This window comes from Flavobacterium turcicum (assembly GCF_011365745.1).
Lineage (GTDB): Bacteria > Bacteroidota > Bacteroidia > Flavobacteriales > Flavobacteriaceae > Flavobacterium > Flavobacterium turcicum.
In genome coordinates, this window is the sequence record NZ_JAAOBY010000004.1 from 99,035 (window position 1) to 110,805 (window position 11,771).

General features: G+C 34.7%; 10 protein-coding genes and 1 pseudogene. 6 read left to right on the forward strand and 5 right to left on the reverse strand.

Annotated elements, in window-relative coordinates; translation table 11 throughout:
- Window positions 1-81: 81 nt before the first annotated feature.
- Window positions 82-1,125 carry a response regulator gene (locus G9Q29_RS08700; protein ID WP_166135791.1) on the forward strand — a complete coding sequence of 348 codons (1,044 nt, stop codon included), beginning with the start codon at window positions 82-84 and terminating at the stop codon, window positions 1,123-1,125.
- A 158-nt stretch (window positions 1,126-1,283) separates the two neighbouring features.
- On the forward strand, window positions 1,284-1,991 hold the full coding sequence (locus G9Q29_RS08705; protein WP_166135794.1) for a PH domain-containing protein: 708 nt from the start codon (window positions 1,284-1,286) through the stop codon (window positions 1,989-1,991).
- 91 nt (window positions 1,992-2,082) lie between these two features.
- Here the strand turns inward: G9Q29_RS08705 and G9Q29_RS08710 are convergent, their stop codons facing one another.
- The 3 genes from G9Q29_RS08710 to G9Q29_RS08720 all read right to left on the reverse strand — a co-directional run bounded on the left by G9Q29_RS08710 (window position 2,083) and on the right by G9Q29_RS08720 (window position 5,405).
- Entirely contained in the window at window positions 2,083-3,183 is a 1,101-nt protein-coding gene (locus G9Q29_RS08710) for a DUF4407 domain-containing protein (protein WP_166135796.1), read from the reverse strand.
- A gap of 154 nt (window positions 3,184-3,337) precedes the next feature.
- Window positions 3,338-4,939: a phosphoenolpyruvate carboxykinase (ATP) gene (gene pckA / locus G9Q29_RS08715; RefSeq protein WP_166135799.1), complete on the reverse strand. Its 1,602-nt coding sequence runs from the start codon at window positions 4,937-4,939 to the stop codon at window positions 3,338-3,340.
- A gap of 64 nt (window positions 4,940-5,003) precedes the next feature.
- Entirely contained in the window at window positions 5,004-5,405 is a 402-nt protein-coding gene (locus G9Q29_RS08720) for a DUF423 domain-containing protein (RefSeq protein WP_166135802.1), read from the reverse strand.
- A gap of 185 nt (window positions 5,406-5,590) precedes the next feature.
- Between G9Q29_RS08720 and G9Q29_RS08725 the strand changes: the two genes are divergently transcribed.
- From G9Q29_RS08725 to G9Q29_RS08740, 4 genes are all read left to right on the forward strand, one after another.
- Window positions 5,591-6,961 carry a saccharopine dehydrogenase family protein gene (locus G9Q29_RS08725; RefSeq protein ID WP_166135805.1) on the forward strand — a complete coding sequence of 457 codons (1,371 nt, stop codon included), beginning with the start codon at window positions 5,591-5,593 and terminating at the stop codon, window positions 6,959-6,961.
- 966 nt (window positions 6,962-7,927) lie between these two features.
- Window positions 7,928-8,407 (forward strand): hypothetical protein, encoded by a 480-nt coding sequence (locus G9Q29_RS08730; RefSeq protein WP_166135808.1) that lies wholly within the window; start codon window positions 7,928-7,930, stop codon window positions 8,405-8,407.
- A 168-nt stretch (window positions 8,408-8,575) separates the two neighbouring features.
- Window positions 8,576-9,118, forward strand: a complete 543-nt coding sequence (locus G9Q29_RS08735) for a hypothetical protein (protein ID WP_166135811.1) — start codon at window positions 8,576-8,578, stop codon at window positions 9,116-9,118.
- Window positions 9,119-9,330: 212 nt separating this feature from the next.
- Window positions 9,331-10,107 (forward strand): hypothetical protein, encoded by a 777-nt coding sequence (locus tag G9Q29_RS08740; RefSeq protein WP_166135814.1) that lies wholly within the window; start codon window positions 9,331-9,333, stop codon window positions 10,105-10,107.
- Between the two features lie 71 nt (window positions 10,108-10,178).
- Here G9Q29_RS08740 and G9Q29_RS08745 read toward each other — a convergent pair whose 3' ends face one another.
- Entirely contained in the window at window positions 10,179-11,642 is a 1,464-nt protein-coding gene (locus G9Q29_RS08745; RefSeq protein WP_166135817.1) for a M56 family metallopeptidase, read from the reverse strand.
- Window positions 11,639-11,737, reverse strand: a pseudogene (locus tag G9Q29_RS14880) (BlaI/MecI/CopY family transcriptional regulator); the annotation flags it as partial. The pseudogene G9Q29_RS14880 and the gene G9Q29_RS08745, both read right to left, overlap by 4 nt.
- Between the last annotated feature and the right edge of the window lie 34 nt (window positions 11,738-11,771).

Here is an 11,771-nt window from a genome sequence, read left to right on the forward strand (position 1 = left end):
CCGTTACTTTTTAACCTTCCAGCGAAAATTCAAAAGGGCTTCATTATACGTTTTTAATTTTATAGAACTAAATTAAAAATCATGAAAGTGCTTCTTATAGATGATCAGGAATTAGTGTTACTGACCATTGAAAAGTTATTAAAGGATCTAGGTTATTTGGTGCAATCTGTCAATAACATGGCCGATGGTATTCAAGTTTACGATTCTTATGAACCAGACTTGGTCATTACAGATATCGATATGCCGGTAATTCCTAACTCAACTTTCGAATATAAAACATTAGATTTTATCAAAAAGAAATCGGGTTTAGAAATCATAAAGTACATCAGATTGATAAAAAAAAGTACTATTCCTATTATGGTTTTGTCTGGTAACAAGAATGCGGATATGATTGCAAATGCATTTTCCTTGGGAGCCAATGAATACATGGTAAAGCCTCTTAGTTTAAATGAAATTGGTACACGCGTCGAAAAGTTAATAGGAAGTGCAAAACGACGTAAAGCACACAAAACTGCAATTGGAATGATCCAAAAGTCATGCATAGGTATAGTGATACCCTTTAATTATAAAACAGGTGATGTGTGGGTTGAGGAGTGGAGCCAATTTGTAAATCAAAATTTGAACTACCATATTTGTTTGGTCAATTACAATTTGGGACACGACTGCGACTGCAATCAGTTGGAAAAATTTAATAGTATGAATAAAAGAATTACAGTTTTAAATTTTAAGCAAGCAGTTACAAAGGCAGAAGCGATTCGTTTGGGTGTGTTGTATTTAGAACAAAAACATCAGTTTGATTTTATTGTATTGCGTAATACCTATTGTTTGAACAGCCAAGTAGGCATCAAAGATGCAATTGAGATTGCTTTACAAATGGATTGTAAATACAGCCACATTGGTACTACAATAGTAAGTGATTCTAGTTTTTTTCATAAAATTTTTCAAAAGCTTTTTATGGGAATCCCTTGTAATTTGATTAAACAATTTGGTTATTTTCAGCAAGACAAAATTGAAACTTCCATTTTTTCGAGCGAAATTGTCAAAGAGGTATTTCAAAGTCCGTTTAGAGTTGACTCAAATTTTCAAGAGGAAATTAAACAAAGAGCACAACCTTATCTTCTGTAGAATTTCATTTTTGAAGGGGCTTTTGGCGCAGTTTTACTTTAGCGTTTCAGTAGTAATTTTTTTTCTTTCCATAATAGTAGTAACTTAGGCATTACTTTTGTTGTTTAAAAGTAAAATAAAAATTACAAAGTAGCACTGAAATATAATTTGCCCAACTTATGAAAGAACAATTTAAAAAATTTTTAAACGAGGAACAAGATCCAAAAGCCATAGAAAAAATCGCTTCTAAATTGAGTGATTTATTAATGAAAAACGAAGAGATAGGCTATATCGCTGTTCAAAAAAAACCAGCTTTGACTGTTTTGCCAGATAGTATCGTTATGACTAACAAACGAATTATCATTTGCCAGCCGAAAAACTTAGGACTTTCTATGAATTTTATCGATTATACGTGGGATGAAATTGTGGGAACCTTCGTGAAAGAAAATATTTTGGGTTCAGAGTTTTCATTTACAACAAGAACCAACATGGAAGTATCGATTGATTATATTCCGAAAATACAGGCGCGTAAAATCTTTACCTACGCAAAAGAACAACTCGATATTTTAAAAGCGGGAAATACCTCTACCATTAATGATTCGGATGCAATTACTACTGCCCCAGAAGTTGAATTTATAGAAGAAATGGAAACCGAAGAAGTAACCAGTTTTGCCGAAATCATGCCTGCAGTACAGCCACCAGTTTATAATTATGAAAATGAACAAGCGCAATCAGTTCCAGAACCAAGTAAGGAAGCAGGACTTGCCGGTTTATCTCAAGACGAATTGTTTGAAAAACTACAGAATTATAAAAAACTACTCGATAACGGCTTAATTTTACAAGGCGAATACGATGCCTTCAAGAAAGAAATCTTGAGTCACATGTAAATAATGTTGGAGTCTTAAAGTCAAAAGTCCTAAAATCAAAAGATAATTTACTTTTGATTTTAGGACTTTTTTATGCTTACTAATTTCTTTTTTACAATGTTTTTTTCTGTTTTTCTACAAAATTATTAGACTGTAATTCTAGTAAATCAATAGCGTTTTTACGCTGTAAGTCATAGAGTTTTTTATCATCGGCGATGTCAGCATATACTTTGTTATGCATGGCTTCACTTGTTTTTACTAGCAGTGAGCGCTGGTATTTGTCTTGCTCAATCGTTGCTTTTAAGGCAGTGTCTAAATCCTCTAATTTAAAATCGTATTCGCCTTTTGGAGCCAAAATTTTTGCAATAATTGGTGAGGTTTCAATCGCTAAAAATAGCAACATGATAAAAAACGATGGCAACCAAGGCAACTTGTTTAAGGCATTGATTCGGGCCATTAAACCGTCAAAGCCGTCAATAATTGGTTGGGTTTCGGTTACTTTTTTGTCTAAATCAGCTTGTAACGTTTTTGTGTTTTTTTCCATCTCAGCAATTTTAGCCAAGTTGGTTTTTTGCAAAGTGTCTAATTCTTGTTTAGCAAGATCATGCTTGGCAATTTTTTCTTTAAAAACAGGACCTTTTCCTAGCTTTTTCGTTCCTGCTGTACCTTCTGCCTCTTTTATATAGGTTTCGTATAAGGTGTTAACCTCTTTTTCTTTAGTTGCTATTTCTAACTTCAGCTTGTCAATTTCAGCTTTGTTTTTGTCTAAATCATTTTTGAAATAGGTAGCTACTTCTTTTTTATTGGCCAAAGCCATAGCGTTTTTTTCTTTCAATAAAACGGTATTGATTTCCTTCTCGAAAATTTTAATTTCTAAGGGTTTTGAGATTACAACAGCAATAATTATGGCTAGAATAATCCTTGGTGTAGCTTGTAAAAATTCGGCGCCAAACTGATCTCTTTTTCGGATAGTAGAAACAATAAAGCGATCTAAATTAAAAATAAGCAAGGCCCAAACAACGCCAAAAGCAATAGCAGGATAAATGCTGTCGAATACGGTAAATAGGGCATAAGCACTGGCCAGAAAAGCCATAACAGCAGTAAAAAAAACTGTAGCGCCAATGCCTACATATTTGGTTTGTTCGCCTTGGGAACAACCGTCTAGGAGCTCGCTATCGGCGCCTGAACATAAGATAAAAAAGGGTTTGAACATGATTGGTGATTTTTGATTGTGATTGATATGGCAAATTTAAGGCCAAATTTTTAATTCTGTTGTAAATAGTTGATTTCTTTTTACTTAGAGAAATGCTAAAAAAAAGAGCCGTTCAAAATGAACGGCTCTGGAGAATTGTTGAATTAATATTAACTTAAGCGTTTGGTGCGCCCGCTAAGATCTCTGGATTAGCGAACTCTTCGAATTTGGCAAAATTTTCTTTGAACTTTTGCGCCAACTCTACTGCTTTTTGATCGTATAAATCTTTGTCTTCCCAAGTGTTTCTAGGATTTAAAATTTCACTAGGAACATTAGGACAAGATTGTGGTTTAGCAATACCAAAAACTTTATGATCTTCGTAAGCTACGTTATCTAACTCGCCATTAAGCGCAGCAGTAATCATAGCTCTTGTGTATTTTAATTTCATGCGGCTACCTACACCGTAAGCTCCACCGGTCCAACCTGTGTTGATTAACCATACGGTAACGTTAGCGTCTTTCATTTTTTTGCTCAACATTTCAGCATATTTCGTTGGGTGCAACGGCATGAAAGGTGCTCCAAAACAAGCTGAAAAATTAGGTTGAGGTTCTGTTACTCCTGCTTCTGTTCCTGCCACTTTAGCGGTGTAACCTGAAATGAAGTGGTACGCTGCTTGACCTGGAGTTAATTTTGAAATTGGAGGCAAAATACCAAATGAATCCGCTGTTAAAAAGAATATATTTTTTGGGTTGTTACCAATTGACCCTGGTTGAATATTATCAATGTGCGAGATTGGGTAACTTACACGTGTGTTTTGAGTGATCGAAACATCTTCAAAATCAACTTCGTTGGTTCCTTCTTTAAAAACTACGTTCTCAAGAATGGCACCTTTTTTAATCGCTCTAAAAATGTCTGGTTCGTTCTCTTCTGTTAGGTTGATTACTTTTGCGTAGCATCCGCCTTCAAAGTTGAAAACAGTATTTTCATTTGTCCAACCATGCTCGTCATCACCAATTAATTTGCGCTCTGGATCAGCGGATAAAGTAGTTTTACCTGTTCCTGATAAACCAAAAAAGATAGCAGTATCACCGTTTTTTCCAACATTCGCACTACAGTGCATTGGCAAAGTGTTTTTGTCAACTGGTAAAATGAAATTTAATGCAGAAAAAATTCCTTTTTTCATTTCGCCGGTATAACCTGTTCCACCAATTAAAGCTACTTTTTTAGTAAAATCTAAAATAGCAAAATTACTTTGGCGTGTTCCATCTACAGCAGGATCAGCCATAAAACTTGGTACACATAATACAGTCCATTCTGGTGTAAAATTTTCTAATTCTGATGCTTCAGGACGCAAGAACATGTTGTAGCAAAACAAATTTGCCCAAGGCGTTTCGGTTACTACACGAACATTTAATCTGTAGTTTGGGTCAGAACATACGTAGGCATCGCGAACGAAAACTTCTTTATTTGATAAGTAAGCAGTAACTTTATTGTATAGCTTTTCGAAAGCAGCAGGCTCAAACGGAATGTTTACTTTGCCCCACCATACTTTATCTTCGGTGATAGCGTCACGTACGATAAAACGGTCTTGTGGAGAGCGTCCAGTATATTCACCTGTGTTTACAGCTAGTGCGCCAGTTGAACTTTCTATTCCTTGGGCTGTTTTTATTGTAATATCGTGTAATTCTTCAGGAGATAACTGGTACTGAATTTTTGCATTTTCAATTCCTAGGTCTTTTAACGAAATCGATTGCGAGAAAAGCGTGCTGTTGTCCATAAATTTTGTGTTTATAGTTTCTTTTTATAGACTGCAAAAATAGAAATATTATTTCAGTTACTTCTTAATTCTGATGATTTTGTGATTTTTTATCAAAAATTGATGCTAATAATACGAACCAAGCAATAATTAGTAAGAGACCGCCTATTGGTGTTACGAATCCGATAATTTTAAAATCGAATGAGGTGAGTGAATTCGTTGCCAAAAGGTATATCGATCCTGAAAATAAAGCAACTCCGCTTAAAACTAAGTAATATATGGCTTTGCTTGCTTTTTGTGAAAGCATTTCCAGTTGCCCAACTAGTAATAAAAATAGGGCGTGGTACATTTGGTAACGCACTCCTGTTTCAAAAGTTGCCAATTGATCTACAGATAAAACTTTTTTCAAGGCATGTGCGCCAAAAGCTCCTAAAATAATAGCAATCATTCCTAAAACGGCTGCGGCTTTGATGTATGTTGTTTTCATGAGTGGCATGGTGTTTTGTACAAAAGTATTTCATCTAAGGTTTATTTACAAACCATTCTCACTTTAGTTTACTGTGGATTTCGCACCATTGATTTTGCAAATAGTTGCTGCAACTGTTCAAAATAAATAGGTTTTATTTGTTATAAATACAACAATTATGTATGTTTGTGTTATAAATATATAAAATGAGAACAATTTTAATCATCGGTGCAGGAAGGTCGGCTTCGTCTTTAATTCGGTATTTACTTGAAAAATCCGATGAAGAACAGTTGCATCTCGTTATTGGTGATTTGTCATTGGCTTTGGCCCAAAAAAAAACCAACAACCATCCCAATGCTACAGCCATTGCGCTAGATATATTTGATGCGCAACAGCGTCAGCAGGCCATTCAAAATGCTACCATTGTAATCTCTATGTTGCCCGCACACTTGCACATTCAAGTAGCCAAAGATTGTATCACCTACAAAAAACATTTGGTAACGGCCTCGTATGTGAGCGATGCCATGCAAGAATTAGATGCTGAGGCAAAAGCAAACAACCTTATTTTCATGAACGAAATTGGCCTCGATCCCGGAATTGATCACATGAGTGCTATGAAGGTAATTGATGAAGTGAAGGAGAAAGGCGGCGAAATGATCTTGTTTGAGTCTTTTTGTGGCGGATTAGTCGCTCCAGAATCAGATACGAATTTGTGGAATTATAAATTCACTTGGGCGCCGCGCAATGTGGTGTTGGCAGGTCAAGGTGGCGCTGCTAAATTCATTCAAGAAGGTACCTACAAGTACATACCCTATTGCAATTTGTTTCGTAGAACCGAGTTTTTGCAAGTAGAAGGATATGGTCGTTTTGAAGCCTATTCAAACAGAGATTCCCTAAAATACCGCTCTGTTTATGGCCTTGATGATGTACTCACCTTGTACCGCGGCACTATCCGTAGAGTAGGTTTTTCTAAAGCTTGGAACATGTTTGTGCAACTCGGCATGACCGATGATAGTTACATCATGGAAAACTCAGAGAACATGAGCTACCGCGAATTTGTCAACTCGTTTCTGCCGTATCATCCTACCGATTCTGTTGAAATTAAGACGCGTTTGATTCTCAAAATTGACCAAGACGATATCATGTGGGACAAGTTGTTAGAACTCGATTTGTTCAATCCCAACAAAAAAGTCGGACTCAAAAACGCCACGCCAGCCCAAATTTTAGAAAAAATTTTAACCGATAGCTGGACTTTACAGCCCGACGATAAAGACATGATTGTCATGTACCATAAATTTGGATACATTTTAAACGGCAAAAAAGAACAAATCGATTCCAAAATGGTGTGCCTCGGCGATGATCAAACCCATACCGCTATGGCCAAAACCGTTGGTTTACCGGTAGCCATGGCTACTTTGCTAATATTAAACGGAAAAATCACCACGCCCGGTGTACAATTGCCCATCCGTAAAGAGGTGTACCAACCCATCCTAAAAGAGTTAGAATCCTACGGCGTACTGTTTCACGAAACCGCCATGCCGTACTTGGGTTACAACCCCGATAAAGAGTTCAGTTAGTTTTTTTTAGATTTTTAGTTTGATGAATCCGTTCCTTGTATAGGCAGCGGATTTGTTTTTTAAAATCCTTTATTACTACTGAGCGCAGCCAAAGTTAGGGCGTGCCCCTCCGTGAAAAACTTCGGGTCAGGCTGTACGCTGCAATCTTTGTGTTTTTAAAGAAAAAACACAAAGGATTTTCGCTGCCATCCTTCACGCGAGTCCGATTTTTAGTTGCTGATTTTCTAATAATTTGTAAGATAATTTTAATATATTTGGAAGACTCAAAGTGAAACAAACTTTAGAATATTTCCACATGTTTGGTTGTGGATATGAAGTGTTTTTTCGCTTATTTACAAGTTAGTGATCATTGTAACAAAAACAACTAAAAAAGAAAATATGAATAAATTAATAACCAACAGAAATTTGACAATTATAAATTTTGGAATTGTATTCTATTTCATCCTTATTTACTTTATTAACTTTTATAAAATAGACTTTCTTTTAATAGGTGTTTTTAGAGAATTACTGACAATACCATTTTTACTTGCACAAATAGTCTTTTTAATCATCGGAATAATATTTTTAATAAAAAACAAAAAAAATTTCTTAACATTAGTTAGCATCTTAGCATTGACTATTTGTACGTTTATAACAATTCGTAGTTTCTTTTAATTATTAAGACCCAAATTTTATCCATTAAATGAAAAACTACACTGTTTTTAGATTTTTAAAATTAGGGAGTAAAACAGTAACCACAATAACTCAAAAGTGAAAATAGAAAATAGGATTTTGACTAAAAATAAAAGTATAAAAATAACAACGAACCGCTAACAGGCGTTTGGCAAGATTGGGGTTTTAGGCTTAATTTAAAGTTGGTCTTGTATTTGGAAATTTTGTGCTTAACCGATAAATAAATCTTAATTTAGTCCCCAACCTCGCCAAGCGGCGGAACGTTGTACCTAATTTTAAAAGACGAAATACCTAATGAGCATATTTCCAAAAAGCGATTATACTTTCAAAATAATTGGAGAAGAAACAGAAACTATTGAACGTTTAAAAAGAAGAACAGAACTGTCTGAAAGCTTCATTTCAAATATAACTGACAAATCATTTCGTGGAATAATTAAAGACAATACATTTAGGATTATATCATCAGAAATTGGAAAAGGATCATTTTGTGTTTTAAGTGGTGAAATTAACAATCAAAACGGACAGGTGAATGTTGAAATAAACAAAGCTTTCCGAATTTTGTTAAGCGTTTTATTATGCTTTCCTTTCATTGGTTTAATCGCTCAATTTTTTACCAATAAAGAAGAGTTCTCAATAATATTTGTACTTGTTGTTCTACTGCAAATATTAATGATCAGATACCTGTTTATAGAATTTGCATTCCGAAGATTTTCGAAATCTAGTCTAAATAAATTGAGCGATGTATTAGACATAGAACACATTGAAAAAAACTAAGTACAACGCACGCTACAAGCAATTTGGGCAATTAGCTTAATGGAAAGTTGGTTTTGTTTGTGGAATTATTAGAGAAATCCGAAAATAGGGCTTAATTTAGTTTCAGAACTTTGTAGAATCGAGACGTTAACCACTAACTTATTTTGAACTTTCTGTAAAAAAGAAACTATGAAAATCAATAGGCAATTTAACGAACTAAATTTTGAAGAGTATAAATTCTTCATTGAGAATCATAAAAATTATACAGATTTTAATACATTAGGGCTTTATCGTTCTATTTGTGAAAATAATAATATCAACATCGAAGAACAAATTTTTATTCGGGATTACGCAAATAAAATATTTCAGAAAACATTTGATTTTCTTCAATTAAAAGATCCTTGGACTTATCTTAAAGTACAAACTTTAGGAATGGAATTGACAAATGGAGATAAGGAAGAATTGTGGAGAAAAATACGTGAAAATCAACAGAGAATATTAAAGCAAAAACGAATAAGACATCAAAATTTCGGAAAATATTCAAAACATAATTGTGGATACGAAACGTGTCCTATGAATGGTATAATGATTAAACAAGGTTCGTTTATGGCTGAATACGAAATGGCTCTTGGAAACATTTGTAAGTATGTACAAAAGCAAAAGTCTGAAAGGAGAAAATCAGAGAGAAAAAGTGAAAATAAGATGATAAATGAGCAACTAAATCTAGAATAAGGGTTTGACGAAATGATAAAAATTGTGATAAATTCAAGTGTATTTTCCGCAAGAAACATTTTCTTTAAAGGCAAATACTCGTTCACGAAGTTCGCTATTGACATAAGCAGCAAACTTGAACGTCTGGAATTTTCACTTTGTGTAAACATACATATTGCTAGTAATTGAGATTGCTTCAAAAGAAACAATGTCATTTAGACAATTTTAGAATTATGGAAAAAAAAGCTTCGATCTCAGCATACAGTGCAGGTGAGAATTTGTTTGAAAGTTTTATTATCAAAAATTTAAATTCATTCGAAGAGCTGATGGATATTTATCAGACCTACAAGAACAATAATCCCCAAAAAACCATCATAGTGACGCTTGATGATTTAGGTCAGGCAGAATATACTAGCACACATGCAGTGAATTCTAATGATCTCGAGGATACAGAAGGATATGATTTGTCTGGTCTTGACGCCGCTTGTTTTGAAAACGGGGAACATTTAGGTTATCTTTCTACGCCGGAAGAATTTTTTGTAATTAAGAAGAATTTCTTAAAACATACAGAAAATGTCGATTTTGCGGAAGCTTGCGATAAAGGTCTGACGATTGATGATCAAGAAATGGAGATCCTAAAAAAAATCAATCAATCACCTTTTGAGTTTTTAGATAAAGAAATTGTTCTTAAAATTATTCCGGTAACGCAATCCTACGAGGGGATTTGTGGTTTTCCTAACGGTTATTTTCATAGTGATTTAGATCCTTTTGAAAATTACGCTTTGGCAAAACATTTGTTTGAAAAATACGGTTACGAACTCTTTGGTATTGGTGCTTCCTTTTTAGGATTTATCAGAAGCGAAAATTTAGAACCAATTGCAGTTCAAGATTTGAGTGCCGACTTAGCTCAATTATACGATGCAGCCGAAAACACCTTTGATCCATTGGTAGCGCTGGTACAAAACAAAAATCACTTGTTCTTGAAATATACCGAATCCTTAGTGGGTTAGCAGCAAAAAGTAACTGATTTTACTATAAAAAATCCGCTTCAGGTCTAGACTTGAAGCGGTTTTCTGTTCAATTACGGTTTCGCTGATTGTATCGTTAGTGGTAAGCTGTACAGTACTCGCACGGCTTCGCCTTTTACCTTTCCAGGAGTCCATTTTGGGCAAATGTTCATTACTCGTATTGCCTCTTCACCAGTGCCGTAACCAATATCACGAACGCTTTTTACTTCGTTAACACTACCGTCTTTTTCAATAATGAAAGTGATGTAAACTCTTCCTTTTAAATTGGGTTGATCCGGAGTTTTGTAATTTTGACCTACAAATTTGTAAAATTCCATCATTCCACCAGGGAAATCTGGTTTTTCGCTTATTTCTGCGGTATTATAAATGTCGTTTTCTCCTTTTTTCACGATTTTTTTCTCGGCGCTAAACACATCTATTTCGATTGTCTCAGGAGCACCTTTGTTTATTTTAGCTAAAAGTTCCTCGTTGGTTGGGAGTTTTTCTTCTTTTGAAATTATCGAAGGGATCGCATTTTTTTCGGCAGGAGTTAAGTCATTGTACTTTTTTTCTGCGGCAATTTTTCCTTTTTCATCTTTTACCTTAAATGTCGTTTTATCGTAGTAGGTTTTAAACAAACCTTCTGATTTGTTAGTTTGCGCATTTTGTTTGGTAGCTGTTTGTTGCGCTACAACCTTAGTGCATAATGAAAATAGTAGCGCTGTTATCGCAGGCAAGAGCAAGGCTTGCTTGGTAATGGCTTTTCTTTTTGATGTGGTTTTAGTCATCATAAGTAATCGTTTTTTAGTTATTAAATAGTTCAAATTACTGGCCAAGTAAAAAGTTGGGTTCGCGTTTGCTTTTGAGAGCAACAAAGATTGGTAAAACGGAACATTGTTATAAGAATGCACTACTTTCTCATCGGCGAAAAATTCGTGGTTGAGTTGTATGGCTTTTTTATAAAAAATGAAAATAGGGTTAAACCAAAAAATAGTTTTCAAAACTTCGATAAACAAAATATCCAAAGTGTGTTTTTGAGTCACATGCGTAAGCTCGTGTGTGTACAATTCGGCCTCAACTTCACGGTTGTTGTATTCTGTTTCGTTGATGAAAATGGTATTCAAGAACGTGTGCGGTAACGTTTTTTCGGGAACCAAAACCAATTGAGCATTCTGGTATACAATGGATTTAGTGGACTTCATCTTTTTTGAAATCTGCACCACATTACGCAGAAATCGAAACCCCAAAACAAGAGTGACCAATCCATACAAACCCCAAAGCGCTATGGCAAAATAGTTTGTCTCTTCCACTACAACGGCAGTTGTTGGTAGGATTTGGATATTTCTAGGTGCAACCGTGGGTTGTGTAATTTCTTGAACAACCTCAATTGTTATAAACGGAATCACCATTGAAAAAACCAAAGCAAACAACAAGTAAAACCTATTGAAATGGTGCATTTTTTCCTTTTCTAACAGCAAGTGATACACTCCTAAAAGCACCACGAGGCTGAGGGTCGATTTGATTAGAAAGTCGGTCATTTTTTCTTTTTTAGAATTTCACTGTCAATTATTTTCTTGAGTTCTTCCAGTTCCGTTTGCGACAAATTGGTTTCTTTGGTAAAGAAATAAGTATAAAGGTTTATTCAGAAAGGAGATAGAAGTTTTTTT

What these genes read in the sequence shown, in the direction of transcription:
- pckA (WP_166135799.1), bottom strand. Translation starts at nt 4,939, where the DNA reads ATGGACAACAGCACGCTTTTCTCGCAATCGATTTCGTTAAAAGACCTA.
- G9Q29_RS08710 (WP_166135796.1), bottom strand. Translation starts at nt 3,183, where the DNA reads ATGTTCAAACCCTTTTTTATCTTATGTTCAGGCGCCGATAGCGAGCTC.
- G9Q29_RS08735 (WP_166135811.1), top strand. Translation starts at nt 8,576, where the DNA reads ATGAAAATCAATAGGCAATTTAACGAACTAAATTTTGAAGAGTATAAA.
- G9Q29_RS08700 (WP_166135791.1), top strand. Translation starts at nt 82, where the DNA reads ATGAAAGTGCTTCTTATAGATGATCAGGAATTAGTGTTACTGACCATT.
- G9Q29_RS08740 (WP_166135814.1), top strand. Translation starts at nt 9,331, where the DNA reads ATGGAAAAAAAAGCTTCGATCTCAGCATACAGTGCAGGTGAGAATTTG.
- G9Q29_RS08730 (WP_166135808.1), top strand. Translation starts at nt 7,928, where the DNA reads ATGAGCATATTTCCAAAAAGCGATTATACTTTCAAAATAATTGGAGAA.
- G9Q29_RS08745 (WP_166135817.1), bottom strand. Translation starts at nt 11,642, where the DNA reads ATGACCGACTTTCTAATCAAATCGACCCTCAGCCTCGTGGTGCTTTTA.
- G9Q29_RS08705 (WP_166135794.1), top strand. Translation starts at nt 1,284, where the DNA reads ATGAAAGAACAATTTAAAAAATTTTTAAACGAGGAACAAGATCCAAAA.
- G9Q29_RS08725 (WP_166135805.1), top strand. Translation starts at nt 5,591, where the DNA reads ATGAGAACAATTTTAATCATCGGTGCAGGAAGGTCGGCTTCGTCTTTA.
- G9Q29_RS08720 (WP_166135802.1), bottom strand. Translation starts at nt 5,405, where the DNA reads ATGAAAACAACATACATCAAAGCCGCAGCCGTTTTAGGAATGATTGCT.